Genomic DNA, 18,624 nt, shown 5'->3' on the forward strand with positions numbered 1-18,624 from the left:
TGTGAGGAAAAAAGTTTAACACTCAACATAAGCGGTATTATCGACTTCATTTGATTTGTTGAACATTGTCTGAGTTTTCTGCTTATGTATGAAATTAAAAAAGGGAAGATTACGCTGTCTACTGTTTTAGTGATCATGTATATATTTTTTTTAAAAACTGTCTCATTCTGGCATCGTCAGTATTTATAAGGGCATCAAATGTTCCATCATATCTAATGAATCCATCTTCCAGAAACAGCACTCTTGTAGCAAAATTTTTAACCATGTTCATTTGATGGGTAACCAACACAATCGTCATATCATGCCTTGCAATCGATTTAATTGTATCAAAAACTTCGTATGCCAATTCAGGATCTAACGATGAGGTCGGTTCATCAAAAAGCATAATAGCGGGTTTCATGGAAAGTGCACGAGCTATGGCAAGGCGCTGCTGCTGCCCGCCGGAAAGCGAAGCCGGATATTGATCAGCCTTTTCTAAAAGTTTAACTTCTTTGAGCAGGTCGCGTGCAACTTTTTCGGCTTCCTGCAAAGGCATTTTTCTTACAACCCGGCAGGGTTGAACAATATTTTCAAGGGCTGTGCAGTGGGGAAACAGGTTGAAATTTTGAAAAACCATACCTACTTTTCCGGCAACAGATGCGGTCGACTCCACTTTAATACCATCTATAATAACAGCACCGCTGTTCACCTGTTCCAGGCCATTCAAGCATCGGATGAAGGTGCTTTTCCCCGAACCGCTGGGTCCGATAATGGCAACAATTTCACCTTGGTCAATATCAACATCTATTTGTTTCAGTACGGCATCTTCTGAAAAAGATTTTGAGATCCGGTCTATTCTGATTAAGGGTTCCATTTCACACTTTGTTTCTCAATCTGTTTTGATATCAATGCGACACTGTACGTCATGATAAAATAAATTGCGCCGATAGTGATGTATATCTCGAATGGGCTTAATGTTCGAGCATATATCTGGTTGCCGATACGAGTAATTTCTGCAATGGACAATACCGATACCAGGGATGTTTCCTTGATCATTGTGGAAAAATAATTCATCAAAGTTGGCAGGGCAACTCTAAAGGCCTGCGGAAGTACAACATACCGATAAACCTGCCACCGTTTGTATCCCAGACATAAAGACGCTTCATACTGTCCTTTGTCGATGGCACTGATGGATGCACGAATTACTTCCGACATATAGGCACCGGAATTAAGCGATAAGCCTATCACAGCAGCTGTTAGCGGTTCCAGAAGAATACCGAAAGAGGGCAACCCATAATAGATAAAAAACAATTGAATCAGAAGCGGGGTTCCCCTGAATATTTCCACATAAATACCAAGCAGGATATCTATACTTTTCGGGAGATTGCCCGATCTCAGGACACCGATAAAAATGGATATGAAGAGTGCCATCCCAAAGGACAGCACTCCAATTGTAATGGTTACCCTGGATGCCTCTGCCAATTGCGGAATGTAGGGAACCAGGAATGCGAAATCAAATTCTTTCACAGGATTATAAGGACAGCCATTTCTGATACACTTTATCAAAAGCGCCGTTTGACTCGACTGTTTTTATGGCTTCATTGATTTTCCGGGTCAGTTCATCTTCCCCGTGATCCATAACAACAACAATATCCACGGACCGGACCGGATCATTGATAATTTTCAAATCCGAATTCCCTTTTACCGTCGTGGCTGCATAGGCAAATCCGACAACCACGGCATCAACCCTGCCATTTTTTAAATCAATCAGCGCTTCTGAATTTCGATTATACCTTCGGATATCCTTTGTAATAATCCCCATATCTTTCAAGCTGTCCACCGCGGCTTCACTCGTACAATTTGTCTGTACGCCAATAATTTTTCCAGAGAGATCTTCTTTGGCTTTGATATCATCTCCGGATGCCCGGGTTATAATAATCTCGTTGAGCTGATGATAGGGAATGCTCATGTTGACGTTTTTAGAGGCCCGGGTTGCTGTTTCAGGAGATATACAGGAAATGATGATATCGTGATCACCCTTTTTCATTCCTGCCACAAGCCCTTCCCAGGCGGTATCCTTCATCACCATTTCCAGGCCAAGCGCATCTCCCAGTGCTTTGGCAAAATCCGTATCAAAACCTTCAATCTTATTGTTGGTATTCCTGAACGAAAATGGCGGATATTCCGGGCAGTTACCAACCACCAATTTTCCTGCTTTTTGGATCTGTGCCCATTTGCCATCTGCTGCCATAGCCGACATGGAGAAAATTATTGAAATCATCACCACCATGGGAACAAGCCTTAAACCAAGTTTTCTAACCATCATTCAAATCCTTTCATATCATTAAATTTAATGCATCAACTTATACGATTCCACCGGGATTACCGGCATGTACTATGCACTTTATCAATTGCCTCCTGTGCCTGCTCACAGGTACTGAATTTTTTTTCGAAAAACAGGTATAACCCGTCCGGACCAAGCTCTTTGGAAGCGATGACGGCATCCTCTACAGAGTGGCACACGATTTCCAGGCACAGTCCTCTTTTCTTTATTTTCTGTAACACGTGCAGGTAGTCTTTGATGCCTTCTATATACGGTTCTGGATTCCAGAAAATACCGGTCAATGACCGGATATCAGCCAGGGCGTCGACAAATCGTGCGTGTTTCACTGAGCACATGTTGAACATGGAATAATCCATGTGATCACAGATTTGAACCAGTTCGGGAATAACAAATTCTTTAAACATTTCATCTGAAATCATCACGCTGAAATCACATCGGATACTTTCGAATTTGCCTTCCGCAAATACCTGAAACCATGAGGCAGATTCTCCATATCCTTTCTCCTTGAGATACGCATAAAAGTAGTCATAAAACTGGAGATAAACCGTTGTCATCTCTTCGACCCTTTTTTTAATGATTTCTTTTTTACAAATCAGATCTTTAAGGAATGTTTCCGAACCGCACATCCCGTATATTGAAGACAGAGCATCAAGTGTCGTGGGTGTGTTGACCAGAGCGTTGTGTTTAACGTTTTGGATTACTTTTTCGTAACAACATTTCAAATCCTTTACCAACGCATTGTCCGGATTGAAAAAGGGTACCGGGTTATCCAGCGTAAATTTGCCGGGTCTAAAATCGATAAAGTCTTGTGTGCTGCTGTAATCATAGTCTCCGCCAGCAAGAACAGTGGTGTTGGTAATGCCCAATCCTACCATCAGACTTGCAACCGGCATGGCATCTGCAAGAAAACAGGTCCCATTTAGATAATTATCCACCCTGTTCATATGCCATTCCGGGGACAAATCGCATTCCTTGCGCGTCTTTTCAGAAACCCAGGATTTTGATTTAAATCCCGGAAGTTCTGCAACAGCAAAAACTAGCGGAACACCTATCGATTCATTCCTCCAGAATGCCCGGTGTTTTTCTATACATTCTTTTTTTGGGGTTTTTAGCAGATAGCTCAAAAGTGGCTCTTTCAAATTGATAAACTGTAGTTTAACTTATGAGGTTCAAAGGTAGCCGTCAAATCGTTTATTCAAATATTTCATCGGTTATATATAGAGCAACAGTATAACCATTGAATGATATGTGAAGGGCGTCGAAAAGATTATTTACTTAAGGATTGAGACAATTGCTCTAGTAGAATGTTCAGCGTTTTTTCACCGTTTATTTCATCCACTGCAAAAAAAGGGATTTGTATGCCGGCATCATCAAGCAATGAACGGAAATTTTCAATGAAAGTCCCCGGTTCATTTTTCCACTCCATTTGTTTGATTTTATTCCATGTTTTTTCCATATCCAGAAAGTCACCATGCCATGACGGGCATCGGCATGTTTTATTGACACCACAGCTTGGGCTGCCGTCTATTCCTATAATCCCTTCTATCGAGTAGTTGTTTTTATGGTACATCCTGACCTGTCTCATTATCGGTTCGAGCAATGATCGGCATTGTATTTGGAAGAACGGATATTCAAACTGGTCCTTTACATGGCCCCAACGGTTTAAACCTAAAATTTCAGTTTCCGGGCACGGCAGCTGGATCATCGCAATATCATGATCAATCAAGAAACAAACCAGATCTTTAATTGTACTTTTATAGTTAGCAAGACCGTAGACTTTTGAATTAACATTCAAAATACAGTGTGCCAGAAAGATAAGTCGTTTTTCTCTTTTCATAACAGATCCTGTTTTCTGCACCACTTAGCCGTGTGCTGCTGAATTTGAATGCGATTATGACTTATCTGTACTGGAGGCTCCTTATAAATCATATCAGTAATTTTTTATTCCTATTCATAATTAAGAAAAAACATGATCTGAATTTAGAAATAATCTTCGGTTGAGTCAAATAGTTTATCTTGATATTCTATTCGATGGCAATAGTCGGTATCAATATTCTCATAACAGAAAGACTTTTTTAAAACTACAGTATGATAATAAAAATATTATTTGGGGCTACCAAAATAAAGCGTGACACTTTTTTAACATGAGACTTTGGAAAGGCCTATGAAATGAGCCTTACAAATAAAATGATGATTAAAACTGTTCTAACTTATAGTGGTAACCTTATTTTCTGCTATGAAATTGAGGGTTCTATAGCCAGTAATGCGGTTTAAAATCTTCTCGTCCAGATCTGCCAGGTCTTCAAAAAACTAATCAAGATTTAAATCCTGTATACGCCCGGTGCTAAATAATAAATTTGTCCTTGTTTTTGAGCAATCCTCTCCATTGCTTTTTGGTGTAGTAATTGGTTCTATCAATCGGTCAGACTCCAGGGAAGGGCATGACCGCGGCGGTACACGTAAACAGTTCTCTGCTCCGATCTGCAATGGGGACAAAGGTTGTTTTTTTGATCCGGATACATTTGTCTGAGTAATTGCTGTGTGCTGAGCGGTTCCGTCAAAGGTTCATAGGGTTGCTGGCCCAGCTTCCTTTTTGCCAACAACCTGACTGAGTTCACTTACGGCCCCCCGGCGCTGATGCTTCGATGAAATTGTGGTTTCTTGAATTTTGTCGTTGTTTTTCATAAGTGATTATCCTATCCGGCCTACAGTAATTTTTCAAGGGGCTGGTGTCTCACTTACATTGACACAGAGGGTATACCCGTAGCAAAGATTTGAAATCTTCTCAAACTGAGTACTTCCAAAAGAGAGGCCATCTTGACATCGCTCAGCCGTAAAGGGCCATGGCATTTGTCCAGAACCATGGCAACACAAGCCAGCATGACCAATAAATGGCTGTCTGAGCAAGGACTAATATCTGTCAAAGAACAGTGGGTGAAAATTCTTTACCCGGCCACGGCCCGGTAATTTTAATGAACCGCCTTGCAACTATAGCCAGATTGTTAATATACGTTTCGAGTGATTCCTACGATAGAATATCGCTATTACTTGATCCTTCCAAGTTCAGTAAGAAACTGTATTACACGGGAGGTCTCACCTCCTGCCATGGTTCCGCCAACAGCAATGGCTACGCTGCAAGCCTCAAGGATTTCTTCCACACTTGCTCCAAGCTCAAGCGCCTGTTCGGTCTGAAAAAGAATACACCCACGACACCCATGTGTCAGGGCCGCGGAAAGCGCCATGAGGCGTTTCGTCTTAGAATCCAGCGCACCATTTTTATAAACTTCTGATGTCAATGCCTCATATGCCTTCCCGACGTTGGGAAGGAGTTCCTGATATTTTAGGACACCATTAGTTATAAATTCTTTAATTGGCTTTTGTTCCTCTGACATACTTTCCTCCTGTGCGGAACGTGCGAAATAATATTCAGATTCTTGGTCTTAACAGAATAAACCTGTGTTAAACAATTTGATTAAAAACAAGTATTTATCCAGCTTTTTTGTATAACCCACAAACTAATAAAATAAAAAATTGAATATTGAGATAAGACTATTGGGAATAGCCATCATTTGTATTTTATCAAGCAGCCGCCCAAGACTCCCAAACGACGGGCGTGTTAAAGGAAAATTAAAATTGCACAAATGCATATCAGTAAAAAATATTTTTGACAAGCACAAAAGAAATATGTATGTAACCATTTATGGGTATAATCTTCAATAACAGGAGTTAATTAATAGAGAATATTTGCCAATGATCCCAATTTCTCCGGATATTTTAAATAAAAACTGACACGCCCCCACTGTTAGGGTAGTTGTCACATGAACTGAAAAGTTTTATTATAGAACCACAGGAGGAAGTTCATTCGATACACACCCGAAAGAAAAGAAGCTGTGATCAAAAAAGGATGCCATCGCATCCCAAACCAATCAGTCTGTTGGCCAAGGAGGAGAGCATCAGCGAAGCCACATTATATAAATGGTGCCAGGAGGCCAGAAAGAAGGTCCTCTTGCGTTTGATTATCAGGTAACACTCCCAACCGGGAAGACAAATGAGTGGTATGGGGTAAAAAGCTGCATCAAATCATGAAGAAGCAGTATGGAGATGAAAAATTTATTTATGAAGTGGTTGCCATTTTATATAATTGTCATATCATGCGCCCTTACAATTAATCATACTGCACATTGTACTGAAATTTACTACATTAGCAACAATCGCGTTCTTTTATATAAAATTATAAATTGGTGGTACGATTGTCTTCCTGAAGAATCCAACTTGATTTGTGGGAGTATCATAAAATGCAAAAGCAAGGGCGATACCCAGGTTGTATATGATGAAACGGAAATGAAATTGAAACTTCAAATAAATGGAGGCTTTGCAGAGCAGGTTTCCATCTTCAAACAATGCGAACAATGTGAGGGGCCCTCTTATCTGAAATGCACATGGTTAAATAAGAAGTACTTTGGCAATGGTGAAGCAGCTATTATATCAAATAATCTGTCAGCGATTAATGCTTTTATACTTAATAATATTGATACACGTCATGGGAGAGCAGTTCAGAGTATCGAGAAAGATATAGAATTTGAGTTAGAAGGGTCGATTGGAGGATTGCTGAATGGCCGAATAGCTTTGCATCAGTCTGGGAAATTTATCAAAACTTGTTCAGCCGCCTATCTTGGCTTGAGCGACAATTTTCCAGTCTCTCTAAAGATAATCAACTCCAAGACAAAAGAGGTACTCGCAATATATTCTTCTAAGATGGAAAATTAAGCTTTTACATGTGATTAGAAAAATTGAGCATAACCTTTAGGATTGTGCCGCCCCCCATGCGACAACTTACAGGTTAAGATCACATTTGATGGAGTCCATATTAATCTTTTGTTTAACCGTGAGTATTTATTACCCAAAATAGGTTTTCCAGATTAATGATCAAAATGGTAGCTGACCAACTCCATGTCTTTGCCGGCCTTTGGAGATATGGAGTCATCTGCACTGTTGATTATGATTTTTAATGCCAATAAGGTCATAAATTTTCACCAGTTATCCCGTTAATTATTCATAAAACGATCCCAAGTATCCTTTTGGGCATTTGCTTGTTTATTTATTCAACCCGTCGTCCAATAGTAGCAAAGGGTTCTTCTTATAACCGGATTTTGACTTATTTTCTGATGAAGAGGTCTAACCGGAATCTGTCATTGGAAATTAGACACACATATTTTCCGAAAAGAAATCGTTGTGTCCAGCAGGACATGGCAGTTATATCAAGGAAGCCTATCTTGGTATTTGAAATCATACCTCCTTTTGTGTTAAAGTTATCCCCGGTGTCTTCACAAGGTCCGCTGATCTGAATCTTTTGTCCGGTTTGCGTCCTTGACCTTTGGTGAGATGCACCTTGAGCACATGACCGGCGGGCAATTAAAAATACCCTGCCATTAAACTTTTTTTCTGGTGGGAGATGCCACCATGACGTTATGTGGGGAAACAGTATGTTAAACTCGTTTCAGGAGCAGCTTCTCAAGACTGGACTGGTGAGTAAAAAACAGGTGAACAAGGCCCAGCATGAAAAACGGGTTAAAAAGCAGGTAAAAAAGGGCAAGAAGGGCCAACAGGAAAAACAGGAACCAAAAGAGAGCAGCATTGCCCGGGAAGAGCGACTGGCTTTTGAGGCACATAACAGAGAACTCAATCGCCAGCGCAATGAAGAGCGGAAACGGCGTGAAAGTGTCGCCCAGGTCCGGCAGCTTGTTTTGAAAAATAAGTTGACTCTGGAAGCCCGTGATGATGACGAACCCTATCATTTTGTTGTGAAAAAGCGGATAAAAAAAATGTTTGTCCCTTCCAAAATAGGCGATCAACTAACGAATGGGCAGATGGCCATTGTGAACCTGGACGGAAGATTTGAGCTTGTGCCGGGCGATGTGGCCCGGCAGATTGCCCAGCGGGACCGCAAATGTCTGGTGGTTTTCCATGAAGGGGAAACTGAGGCAGAGTCTGTGATAGATGTGCCATGAAAAGACAACCGTCTGAGAATTTGTGATAATCTGATGACCCCGTTTTTCCGGAGTATTTTCCGAGAACGGGGTCATGTCATTTCAGTAAATATTCGGTCAGCACCCCATCTTCACCCGTTTTGGTCTGCTCACATAGCAATCAGTATGCTACGCAGGCCCAAACAGGCGAATATGGGGTGCTGACCAAACATTTACATGAGCAAACCAAATATTTACCCATTTCAGGACACTGAGAGTAGTTACTCGTTTAAAAAGTATGAAATTTCATGGAGACATTGAAGATGAAAGATGATCTTAAGGTTTTTGCAGGCAATTCCAACTTACCCCTTGCCCGGGAAATATGCGAGGACATGGGCATCCCCCTTGGCCCCCTTGCCATATCCAAATTCTCCAATGATAATACGCATGTGCAGGTCCAGGACAATGTCCGGGAAAGGGATGTGTTTGTCATTCAGTCTTTTACCCATCCGGTGAGTGACAATATCATGGAGTTGCTTGTGACGCTCGATGCCCTTCGGAGTGCATCGGCAAGGCGGGTGACAGCTGTGATTCCGTATTTTTCCTATGCAAGATCAGATAAAAAGGATGCTTCCCGCATTTCCATTGTGGGGCGGCTCATGGCGGATTTGTTGAAAACCGCCGGGGCCGACCGGGTTTTGACCATGGATCTCCATGCCGCTGCCGTGCATGGTTTTTTCAGTGTGCCTGTGGATCATCTCACGGCCACTCCCCTGATCATGGACTATTTCAGAAAGCATCTGGACCTTGACAATGTGGTGGCCGTAGCCACGGATGCCGGTGGTGCCAAACGGGTGGGGAGCTTTGCAACCCGACTTAACGTTCCCATGGCCATCATTGACAAACGCCGGGTAAGTGATACCCAGGTCAAGCAGGGTCTGGTGGTGGGAAATGTGGTGGGAAAGGATGTTATCATTTATGACGATGAGATATCCACAGGGGGTACCCTCTTGGCCACTGTTGATACCCTTAAAAAAGCAGGCGCTGGAAATATTTATGTGGGGGCCACCCACCCGGTGCTGTGCGGCCCGGCAGTTGAAAACCTTGACAAATCCTCCATTAAAGAGGTGGTGGTAACCAATACCGTTGAGATTCCAGAAAAAAAACGGATAGATATTATCTCCTGCATTTCCGTGGCACCCATCCTAGCCGAGGCCATCCGACGAATTCACACCGGCGAAAGCATTGGAGAACTTTTTCTTGACTAAGGCTCTGTCCCGGCATGACAGCCATTTATCGATATCTTCCTTTGGACCATCAGCTAGTACTTGAATTTTCCGATGACATGCTTTTAGAAAAGATGATTCATGCGTTTCTGGTGCAAACCTATCCGGGACGGTCAGCGGTGACTTTTATCTGGGTGGCTCTTCCCTATCTAAAAAATCATCGTCACTCACGCATGGCAACCATACGCTGATGCAGACTTGGGTGTGAGTAGTAAAAAAATACATAGACCGGATGGGGCGTCAGATTGCTCAGATTATTAATGGACAGTTTTTTCAAGGCATCCCCCAGGGCTTTGGCGCTGAAGTGCTTGCCAGCAAAAGCATCGGCCTGATATTCGTTTTTCCTTGACCAGATATTCATAATCAGGCCGGTTACCAGAGAAACAGGGCTGTATAGCATGGCAAATGCCACAAGGCCAATATGAAAAACAGCCGTATCCACCCCCAGTGCCTGGGAGAAAACCGCTTCCCCTAAAAACAGGGAAAGCAGATAAAAAATCACACCCATCTGAAACATGGAGATAATGATTCCCTGCAATGTGTGCTTTTTCTTGTAGTGTCCGATCTCATGGGCCAGAACAGCAACCACTTCATCGATGGTCAGATCATTGATCAGAGTATCAAAAAGCACAATTCTTTTTTTGTTGCCCAGACCGGTAAAATAGGCATTGGCTTTTGTGGAGCGTTTTGAGCCATCCAGCATGTAGATGTCTTTCACCGGGAAACGGACCTTGTGGGCAAACGATTCTATGGCGGTTTTAAGTTCACCTTCTTCCAGCTTTGTCTGCTTGTTGAAAAGCGGAACAATCAGGTTGGAGTAGAAGACGGTGAAGAAAAGACTGATCCCTCCCACCATTAACCAGGCGTAAATCCAGAACATATCCGTGGTGTGGTGATAGAACCAGGTGATAAGCGCAAGGATACTTCCCCCCAGAACGGCTGTGAGTAGCCATCCTTTGATTTTGTCAGCAATAAACAGCTTCCAGGTCATTTTATTGAATCCGAACTTTTCTTCGATGACAAAGGTTTGGTAGACCCCAAAGGGAAGCCCTATAATATCCTGGGCAAGCATCAGGATCCCAAAAAAAAACAGGCACTGCAGCGTGGGATTATCCGTGATACCGGCTGCAAAAAAGTGGATCCGGGCAAATCCTGAGACCGACAGAAAGGCAAGTACAACCACCAGGCTGAAGGTTGAACTGATAAATGAAAACTGGGTGTTGGTCTTTTGGTATTGTTGTTGTTTATTGTATTTCTCCGGGTCATAAAGCCCTTGAAGTTCTTCTGGAACCGGCTTGCCCATGCAGCCTGCGTTCAGGCAGTCAAGGGTTCGCTCAAGTGCATAATTCAGGACCAGGATGCCAATGATGATGTAAAAAATGATTGTTTCCATATGGGGGTTTTTATAGGTTTATCGATGGTTTGTCAACGCAGTACACAAGACTTTGGCATGGGATGTGATTTCGCCCGACTTTAGGATGGGTATTTTGTCAGTGTAAAGAGTTGTACAGAAATGCTGTGGGAAGATGAGGAAGGGCTGGGAGTTGTTGTTCTATGTTGGCCCTGAAAAATGTACGACGAGCAGAATTCAGTGAATTCATCTTAAAACGGTATGCGCCCGCCGTATGGAATGGTGAATCGAGATCGAATAAGCTGATTTAAAGTATAAATTCAGTTTCTGGATCGATCTCGATTTGTAAACCGTCATTGAAATTGTTGTCAATCAATGGGAATGGTGTTCCCCGCTTGATTATGACACTTTGCGCTCATGGCCGGCCCATTCCTTGTCACGCAGTTTGAATTTTTGAATTTTACCCGTGGCGGTTTTGGGCAATTCCTCAAACGAAATCTCCTTGGGGGCTTTAAACCGAGCCATATTTTCTTTGCAGAAATTAATAATATCCTGTGCCGACGGATTGGTACCCGGTTTTGCTACGACAAAGGCCTTGGGAACCTCTCCCCATTTGGGGTGGGGAACCGCAATCACCGCAACTTCCATTACCTCCGGATGCTGGAAGATGGTGTTCTCAATTTCCACGGTGGAGATATTCTCGCCACCACTGATAATGATATCTTTTTTGCGGTCCATAATCTGGATATAATTGTCAGGATGCATTACGGCAAGGTCTCCGCTGTGAAACCAGCCTCCCTCAAATGCGGCCTCGGTGGCCTCGGGTTCCTTGTAGTATCCGAGCATGACATTGTTGCCCCGCATCACGATTTCGCCTATGGTTACACCGTCCCTTGGCACCGGTTTCATGGTTTCGGGATCGACCACGTCCATGTATGTGGACACTACATAAGGAACGCCCTGACGAGCCTTTAGCTTAGTCTGTTCATCGGCTGAAAGAGCATTCCATTGGGATTGCCATGCGCATTGGCTGTGGGGGCCGTATACTTCGGTCAACCCATAACAATGGACCATTTCCACCCCTAAAGCCGCCATGTTTTTCAAAACTGTCGGTGCAGGTGGAGCACCAGCGGTATTCACTTGCAGGCGATGCTTAATATGAATTTTATCAGCGTCTGGATATGATGTCATGGCGATCAAAACGGTTGGAGCGGCACACATGTACGTCACCTTTTCTTTTTCGATCAGGTTGAAAACGTCTTCGGCAATTACCCTTCGCAGGCAGACATGGGTGCCGCCAATGGCAGTGATGCCCCAGGTGAAACACCAGCCGTTGCAATGAAACATGGGCAGTGTCCAGAGATAGACCGTGTCAGGACTCAGGCTGTATTCAATAAGTTCGCCGATGGCATTTAAATAGGCACCCCGGTGATGGTACATGACCCCTTTGGGTAATCCGGTTGTACCACTGGTATAATTAATGGCGATAACGTCCCGTTCATTATCAACCGCGCAGCGGACTGGTGTGTCGGTTCCGGTGGCCAGAAACGTTTCATAATCCGGTCCGTCCAGGGGGGTTTCATCGCTTTCATCACAGATATTGACGTAATGGCTGACTTTAGGTAAACGATCTGTAATACCACTGATCATTTCACCGAATTCGTTGTCCACGAAAAATGCCTTGGCATCGGAATGGTCAACAATATAGGCAATCTCGTCCCCTGATAAACGGATATTAATGCTCACCAGTGCGGCCCCGATCATCGGTACAGCGAAATGGGCTTCCAGCATAGGGGGGGTGTTCGGACACATGAATGCGACTTTATCCCCTTTACCTATTCCGACGGTCATAAGCGCTGCTGCCAGTTGATGAACCCGGGTTTCGAATTCCTGGTAGGTATACCTCTGGTCCCCATACACAATGGCTGTTTTGTTCGGATAGACCGATACGGTTCGTCTCAGGAAAGTAACAGGGGTCATAAGGTCGTAATTTACACTGTTTTGCAGCATACTTCCTCCTTAAAGATTTTAGGGTCATGCCAAGAAAAATCGCCGTCTGTTAAATCAGAATTTATGCTATTGATTTATTCAAGATTCGTGCCAATCAAGTTAAAAATTCTGAAAAAAGCGTATGACGCGTGCCATGGCGGCCGACAGTTATCAACGATCCATGATTGAAGGGGAAGTTGGAAAGCGAATAATAAATATGGATGGGGCATAAAGGTCCCATTAAGTTAACAGATAGTTGTATATCTATCTGTATTAAAAGGGAATTAGTATAAGAGACAAAGAAGCCCCATTAGGAGACTATTCGATTCCATGTCGCCGGATTTTTCTGAATAGAGTTTTTCTGTTGATACCAAGGGCCGTGGCGGCCTGATTGCGTTGCCACCGATGTTTAACCAATACATCGGTAATATGCTCTTTTTCAAAGGTTTCAATGGCGCTGCGCAGATTGTCCCGGTCACTTTTCAGTGATTCTTGTTTATCAAGGGTATCAATGGATTCTGAACTATTGTCCAGAGCGAACAAGGAGGGATCCAGGGTATCAAATTTTTTCAGGGTTACGTACCGGCGCAGCGTATTGCGTAGTTCTCTTACATTGCCGGGCCAGGAATATTGATTGATTCTTTCGATAATCTCCCCTGTCAACGGTGGCAGTTTTTCCCTGTCCTCATAGGCGTTAAAAAAATGATCGACCAGCAGCGGTAGATCCTCTTTACGATTTCTGAGCGGCGGCATATTAATGGGGACGATATGAATGCGGTAGAAAAAATCCAGGCGTACATCTCCTTTTCGAACCTTTTTGACCAGATCCTCGTTGGTGGCGGCGATAATTCTAATATCGGGTTGTTTGAGCTTGTTGCCGCCCACCGGCATGTATCCACCTCCCTCCAATACCCGCAAAAGCTTTACCTGTAATCCCAGACCGATCTCGCCGATTTCATCAAGAAACAGGGTACCTCCATCTGCTAAATCCAGGTAACCCTGACGGTCAGCCCCGGCACCGGTGAAAGCACCTTTACAATAACCAAAAAATTCGGACTCTAAAAGATTCTCAGGAATGGCACCGCAATTGACTACCACAAAGGGTTTATCATTGCGATCACTTAATTCATGAATGGTTTTTGCTGTCAATTCTTTGCCTGTGCCTGACTCTCCATAAACAATGACGTTGGCATCCACAGCAGCTGCATTGATGATCTGTTCGTAAACCAGCTGCATTTCAACACTTTTTCCCACTATTTCGCCAAATTTGAAACGTTCGCGGATACCTGTTTTCAGAAGCAGGTTTTCTTTGCGAAGGCGTTTTTGAGCCTTTTCCAGAGCGTTTTCCTTTAATTTCCTTTCAGTGATATCGATACCCATTACATGGATTTTAGAACTTTGACCATTTTCATCAAGTATTGGAGAATAAATGGTGTGGTACCATTTCCCGTTGGCCGGGTTTTGAAGATCCTTTACAACACTTTTTCCCTTAATCACCCGGTCCATTGGGCACCATCTGCAAGGGGTATCTAGATTATATATGGCTTTATGGCAGATATTATTCTGGAGGTTCCCGCCCACGGCCGTGATTAATGCTTTGTTCATAAAGTCGATATGGAATTGACTTGTGGCGGTATAAATGAATGCTGCCGTGGCCTCTATCATGGCGCTGAGTTTGGCTTCGCTCATGCGGAGAGCATGCTCGGCTTGCTTGCGGGAGGTTATATCCATAAACGATGCAATGCTACGTTTTTTGTCGAGCATGCTGACCTTGGCAAAAATATCTTTAGAGTGTCCGGATCGGTCTATTACCCGGCACTCATATTCGCTGGGAATATCAGGACGCATTTCTCTACGGCCTGCATGATATCTTTTCATTCGATCAATATCATCCTCGGCAATAAATGCAGTCCATTTCATCCTCCCTTCGATCTGCTTTCGGGTATAACCAGTCAAGTATACAAACTCCTGGTTGACCATGGTCAGGGTCATGTCCGCATCAATGATCATGGACGGTGCGCCGGACAATTCGAATGCCATGCGGTACTGATGCTCAAGATGGGCTCCATCCGCTGGGCGTTGTTCGCATTGGTGATTTTTTTCATTACGGGTTTGAATCTTTTTTTCCAAAGCCTTCTTGACTGCTACCTCGTCAACCATTTTTTTCTCCATCAAGCAGTGTTCGCCAGTATCATTCGATGAGCAGTTTTTTTATATTAACATATAATGGGGAGGGGCCAGACTTGCGTTATGGGCATTATCTGCGGGGTTTTTGGGTTCTTCCCGGCTTTGGTCAATAACGTCAATAGCACAAGCCTGCCCCCGTTCTCGCAAAATTGGCATAAAAAACTTGATCATCGAGTATCAGGATCATGTTTACCCGAAAATATAAATATTCTCAATCATCAGGTTTAATATTATTTCTTTTTAAATGCCTTCTTGCGCTTTATAAAATTTATTGTTAACTAAAATTTCATTATGAAAGCAAACTCAATCCCCGGGAACCCGCGCTGGAGCTTTTGAGGGAGCGGTGTCGACGTTTGGTCTGGCTCAATCCCGAGCAGGAACTATTCTGGGGCACTGGTGATTCTGAGATGTACAGGCATTGCCACCACTGCAATGAGGTGCGGGCCGGACCCTACCCCAAAGTGGCCGATGTTTTGGTCAAGCCCGAAATACATGACATTGCCCAATTACCGGTAACCTTGTAAAAGAAGGAATATCGTCTTATCTTTCGTCCACTTAATATGAAAAACCCGGCAAAACAAACGCTTTTTCAAGGCCTGTTGTGGGGGAACCGAGTTCAGAATGGGATTCACCCGAGGCGGTTAATCGAAATCAACCATCAGTGAGGCAACAATGAATCAAGAAGATCTCAAAAGATATCGCTATTTTTTAAAGGACAGTATCAGAAAGAAGATTAACTTCCGGCTCACCGATCAGAACCGTCGAGTGCCGCCACCACCCATTCAAAATCCCTGTCCTGCGGACGCAGAGCGCATTGATCTTCCAGGGCCGGATGAATGGACAATACCCACCACCGACCTGACACGGGCCATTGCCAACCGTAAAAGTCACCGCAGATATTTGAGCCGAAGTTTATCCAAGGAGGAGCTGGCCTATCTTCTCTGGGCCACCCAAGGGCTTCGCGAACCCCTGGACCACGGCCATGCTTATCGCACCGTGCCATCCGCTGGTTGCCGCCATGCCTTTGAAACCTATCTTGCCGTTTTCAATGTGGAGGGATTGTCCCCGGGTATTTATCGATATCTTCCCGTGGATCATCAGCTGGTGTTTGAATTTTCTGATGCCATGTTGTCAGAAAAGATGATTCACGGCTCCCTTGGCCAAACCTATCCGGGCAGATCTACTGTCACTTTTATTTGGGTGGCGGTTCCTTACCGCATGGAGTGGCGCTATGGGGCGGCCGCACATAAGGTCATTGCCCTTGATGCCGGCCATGTCTGCCAGAACCTCTATCTTGCCTGCGAAGCGATTGATGCGGGTACCTGCGCCATTGCAGCATACGACCAGGAGGAGATGGATGAGTTTCTGGGGCTTGATGGTGACAATGAGTTTGTCATCTATCTGGCACCTGTTGGTAAACTAAAATAAGTAAAAGTGATATGCATCATTATAAAAGGGGTGAGCAACTCAAGGACATTGAATGCCTCAACTTTAGGTGTTCGTCTAGCATGGTGGGGTCAGGCTTGTGATATTGGCATTATCAACGCCAATTTATGCTTACGAAGTTCTCCAATGATAATGCAAATAAAGCAAGCCTGACCCCACCCGGATACTTAAAAGCAACGTGAGGTTTAAAATAAACCCTCAACTCAACTATCTAAGATCGCCATTATACGTCGGTATACCTATTTGTCAGGCAACATAGGCATCCGGGGCCAGTTGCCCCTTGCTGTCCCACCCTCTCAGGCGGTAATAATCCTGAAGCATTGTTTCCAGTTCCGCTTCCGTCAGTGGATTTTCCGTGTTTTTCAGTTGACGGTAGAGTCCCTTGGGCAATCGGTCATCCTCGGGCTGCAGCCCTTCCCTGAGATTGAACTGACGTACGATATTGCACACCGATCTGGCATTGTTTTTCAATGTGGTCTTGTCCCCGTCAAATCCCGTCAGGGCATGGATCATCTCTCCCAGGCCCTCCCAGGTGTACATATCACGGTAGAATCGGCACAGGGTGAGGGTGTCAAACAGGGTTAGGCGATCCTCAAAATCCAGGAAGAGATCTGCCTTTTCATTAATCTGGTCCGGGGGTATCATGCCGGCAAGTTCAGGTTTGTAAAAGGTGGCACGGAGATGGCATGCCCCGCGATCGGACGTGGCATAGGCAAGGCCCATTCCCTTTAATACCCGGGGATCATATCCTGCAGGTTCCATTCCCTTTGCATGGACGGCAATGTCTTCAAGGCCCCAGGCACTCGCAGCCTTTTTAATGCCCTGGGAGAGGATATCGCCAATGCCGTTTCTCTGGGCGATGTCATTAAGCAATCTTACCGTACCATCCACATCCCCATAACTGATGTCATAATCGACGATTCCACGCTCCACGGCCTCCATGGTAAAGGCACACAGATTTCCGGCGGTAATCGTGTCCATACCCAGGCGATCGCACACATCGTTGAGGTGGCATATCTCTTCAATGCTGTCGATCATGCAAAGTCCGCCAAAGGCGTAGAGAGTTTCATACTCAGGGCCTTCAATCTTAAGTCCGGCATGACGACCTGATTTTACCGTGGTGAGTCGACCGCAGGCCATGAGGCATTTGGCGCAGGCATTGGCCTTTACATCGCACTGGGAATGCAGGGCAGCGGCATTGATTTTTTCACGGTGTTCACAGGTGCCCTGGGACCAGTAGCGGGTGGGAAATGCCTTGGCATTGTTGAGCATGTCCACCATCATGGGGGTGCCAAAGCTTTTGTATGCTTTTACGCCAGGGTTTGTTTTTCCTTCGGCGGTGATTCTTTTGGTAAGTTTTTTTACCTCGTCTGAGGAAAAGGAAACCCGTTTTTTATCTCCGTAAAAGGCGATGCCTTTGATCTTTTTGGAACCAAGGATGGTGCCGACACCGGTTCGGCCGGCGGAACGCCAGTAGTCATTTTCAATGACCCCGAACACCACCAGGTTTTCAGCTGCAGGCCCGATGACCACAGCCCCCTTTCGTTTATATCCAGAAGGGGCGGCAAACCGTTCCAAAACGGCATCCTCGGCGGCATAGGTTTCCATTCCCCAGATATCTCCGGCATCGTGGAAGGTTGCACCCTGGGGGCCGACGCCCAGCACCGTAGGGGTATCACAGGCTCCCCGGATTATCACTGCATCAAAACCTGCAGCATCAACAGCTTCCGGGGTTTTGCCACCGGAATAGGATTCAGAGTAAAATCCAGTCTGGGGAGATTTGGTAAAGACACCGTACCGTGATGAGCCCCACACGGAACTCTGGGTAACAGGGCCGGTGGCAAATATAATATGGTTTTCCGGAGCCAGCGGATCAACCCCCCGGGGGTTCAAGCGGTACAGCAGCCAGGACGCTATACCCTTGCCTCCGAGGTATGTTCTGTAAATATTTTCGGGTATGGTTTCAATCTCAGATGACCGGGTGTTCAAATCAATGGTCAGGATTCTACCGTAATAGCCGTGCATGGCCTCATCTCCTTACTGATTCGCCGGGCCTTCCGGAAAAAAATGCTCCGG

Annotated in this window: 15 protein-coding genes; 5 read left to right on the forward strand and 10 right to left on the reverse strand. The window is 44.7% G+C overall.

The window, feature by feature from the left end; all coding sequences use genetic code 11:
• Positions 1–133: 133 nt before the first annotated feature.
• The 6 genes from ACYQ2M_RS17325 to ACYQ2M_RS17350 all read right to left on the reverse strand — a co-directional run bounded on the left by ACYQ2M_RS17325 (position 134) and on the right by ACYQ2M_RS17350 (position 5,715).
• The gene (locus ACYQ2M_RS17325; protein WP_459917629.1) at positions 134–853 is read right to left on the reverse strand and encodes an amino acid ABC transporter ATP-binding protein; all 720 of its coding nucleotides are present in this window, start codon (positions 851–853) and stop codon (positions 134–136) included.
• Positions 841–1,506 (reverse strand): amino acid ABC transporter permease, encoded by a 666-nt coding sequence (locus ACYQ2M_RS17330; RefSeq protein ID WP_459917630.1) that lies wholly within the window; start codon positions 1,504–1,506, stop codon positions 841–843. Before ACYQ2M_RS17330 ends, ACYQ2M_RS17325 begins: the two co-directional genes overlap by 13 nt.
• Positions 1,507–1,510: 4 nt before the next feature.
• Complete coding sequence (locus ACYQ2M_RS17335; protein ID WP_459917631.1) at positions 1,511–2,305, reverse strand: ABC transporter substrate-binding protein; 795 nt, start codon at positions 2,303–2,305, stop codon at positions 1,511–1,513.
• A 56-nt stretch (positions 2,306–2,361) separates the two neighbouring features.
• Entirely contained in the window at positions 2,362–3,267 is a 906-nt protein-coding gene (locus ACYQ2M_RS17340) for a hypothetical protein (protein WP_459917632.1), read from the reverse strand.
• 323 nt (positions 3,268–3,590) lie between these two features.
• Entirely contained in the window at positions 3,591–4,160 is a 570-nt protein-coding gene (locus ACYQ2M_RS17345) for a CD3072 family TudS-related putative desulfidase (RefSeq protein WP_459917633.1), read from the reverse strand.
• Between the two features lie 1,207 nt (positions 4,161–5,367).
• Complete coding sequence (locus ACYQ2M_RS17350) at positions 5,368–5,715, reverse strand: carboxymuconolactone decarboxylase family protein (protein WP_459917634.1); 348 nt, start codon at positions 5,713–5,715, stop codon at positions 5,368–5,370.
• 709 nt (positions 5,716–6,424) lie between these two features.
• Here ACYQ2M_RS17350 and ACYQ2M_RS17355 point away from each other — a divergent pair.
• The 4 genes from ACYQ2M_RS17355 (at position 6,425) to ACYQ2M_RS17370 (ending at position 9,766) form a co-directional block, all read left to right on the forward strand.
• Positions 6,425–7,090, forward strand: coding sequence for a hypothetical protein (locus ACYQ2M_RS17355; RefSeq protein ID WP_459917635.1), 666 nt, complete (start codon positions 6,425–6,427; stop codon positions 7,088–7,090).
• A gap of 716 nt (positions 7,091–7,806) precedes the next feature.
• Complete coding sequence (locus ACYQ2M_RS17360) at positions 7,807–8,331, forward strand: DUF2058 domain-containing protein (protein WP_459917636.1); 525 nt, start codon at positions 7,807–7,809, stop codon at positions 8,329–8,331.
• A 281-nt stretch (positions 8,332–8,612) separates the two neighbouring features.
• Positions 8,613–9,557, forward strand: a complete 945-nt coding sequence (locus ACYQ2M_RS17365; protein ID WP_459917637.1) for a ribose-phosphate diphosphokinase — start codon at positions 8,613–8,615, stop codon at positions 9,555–9,557.
• Between the two features lie 14 nt (positions 9,558–9,571).
• The gene (locus tag ACYQ2M_RS17370; RefSeq protein ID WP_459917638.1) at positions 9,572–9,766 is read left to right on the forward strand and encodes a nitroreductase family protein; all 195 of its coding nucleotides are present in this window, start codon (positions 9,572–9,574) and stop codon (positions 9,764–9,766) included.
• Here the strand turns inward: ACYQ2M_RS17370 and ACYQ2M_RS17375 are convergent.
• From ACYQ2M_RS17375 to ACYQ2M_RS17385, 3 genes are all read right to left on the reverse strand, one after another.
• Positions 9,739–10,968, reverse strand: a complete 1,230-nt coding sequence (locus ACYQ2M_RS17375; RefSeq protein WP_459917639.1) for a M48 family metallopeptidase — start codon at positions 10,966–10,968, stop codon at positions 9,739–9,741. The genes ACYQ2M_RS17370 and ACYQ2M_RS17375 overlap by 28 nt on opposite strands.
• Before the next feature lie 357 nt (positions 10,969–11,325).
• Positions 11,326–12,936: an acyl--CoA ligase family protein gene (locus tag ACYQ2M_RS17380; protein WP_459917640.1), complete on the reverse strand. Its 1,611-nt coding sequence runs from the start codon at positions 12,934–12,936 to the stop codon at positions 11,326–11,328.
• A gap of 297 nt (positions 12,937–13,233) precedes the next feature.
• Positions 13,234–15,075, reverse strand: coding sequence for a sigma 54-interacting transcriptional regulator (locus ACYQ2M_RS17385; protein ID WP_459917641.1), 1,842 nt, complete (start codon positions 15,073–15,075; stop codon positions 13,234–13,236).
• Between the two features lie 699 nt (positions 15,076–15,774).
• Here ACYQ2M_RS17385 and ACYQ2M_RS17390 point away from each other — a divergent pair.
• Positions 15,775–16,530, forward strand: coding sequence for a SagB/ThcOx family dehydrogenase (locus ACYQ2M_RS17390; RefSeq protein WP_459917642.1), 756 nt, complete (start codon positions 15,775–15,777; stop codon positions 16,528–16,530).
• A 264-nt stretch (positions 16,531–16,794) separates the two neighbouring features.
• On the opposite strand, the gene ACYQ2M_RS17395 is transcribed toward ACYQ2M_RS17390, so the two are convergent.
• On the reverse strand, positions 16,795–18,573 hold the full coding sequence (locus ACYQ2M_RS17395; RefSeq protein ID WP_459917643.1) for an aldehyde ferredoxin oxidoreductase family protein: 1,779 nt from the start codon (positions 18,571–18,573) through the stop codon (positions 16,795–16,797).
• Positions 18,574–18,624 lie beyond the last annotated feature (51 nt).

The organism is Desulfocicer niacini (assembly GCF_054657595.1).

Coding starts and splice junctions, on each gene's coding strand:
- ACYQ2M_RS17325 (WP_459917629.1), bottom strand. CDS start 853: ATGGAACCCTTAATCAGAATAGACCGGATCTCAAAATCTTTTTCAGAA.
- ACYQ2M_RS17335 (WP_459917631.1), bottom strand. CDS start 2,305: ATGATGGTTAGAAAACTTGGTTTAAGGCTTGTTCCCATGGTGGTGATG.
- ACYQ2M_RS17340 (WP_459917632.1), bottom strand. CDS start 3,267: ATGAACAGGGTGGATAATTATCTAAATGGGACCTGTTTTCTTGCAGAT.
- ACYQ2M_RS17345 (WP_459917633.1), bottom strand. CDS start 4,160: ATGAAAAGAGAAAAACGACTTATCTTTCTGGCACACTGTATTTTGAAT.
- ACYQ2M_RS17350 (WP_459917634.1), bottom strand. CDS start 5,715: ATGTCAGAGGAACAAAAGCCAATTAAAGAATTTATAACTAATGGTGTC.
- ACYQ2M_RS17355 (WP_459917635.1), top strand. CDS start 6,425: ATGAAAAATTTATTTATGAAGTGGTTGCCATTTTATATAATTGTCATA.
- ACYQ2M_RS17360 (WP_459917636.1), top strand. CDS start 7,807: ATGTTAAACTCGTTTCAGGAGCAGCTTCTCAAGACTGGACTGGTGAGT.
- ACYQ2M_RS17365 (WP_459917637.1), top strand. CDS start 8,613: ATGAAAGATGATCTTAAGGTTTTTGCAGGCAATTCCAACTTACCCCTT.
- ACYQ2M_RS17370 (WP_459917638.1), top strand. CDS start 9,572: ATGACAGCCATTTATCGATATCTTCCTTTGGACCATCAGCTAGTACTT.
- ACYQ2M_RS17375 (WP_459917639.1), bottom strand. CDS start 10,968: ATGGAAACAATCATTTTTTACATCATCATTGGCATCCTGGTCCTGAAT.
- ACYQ2M_RS17380 (WP_459917640.1), bottom strand. CDS start 12,936: ATGCTGCAAAACAGTGTAAATTACGACCTTATGACCCCTGTTACTTTC.
- ACYQ2M_RS17385 (WP_459917641.1), bottom strand. CDS start 15,075: ATGGTTGACGAGGTAGCAGTCAAGAAGGCTTTGGAAAAAAAGATTCAA.
- ACYQ2M_RS17390 (WP_459917642.1), top strand. CDS start 15,775: ATGAATCAAGAAGATCTCAAAAGATATCGCTATTTTTTAAAGGACAGT.
- ACYQ2M_RS17395 (WP_459917643.1), bottom strand. CDS start 18,573: ATGCACGGCTATTACGGTAGAATCCTGACCATTGATTTGAACACCCGG.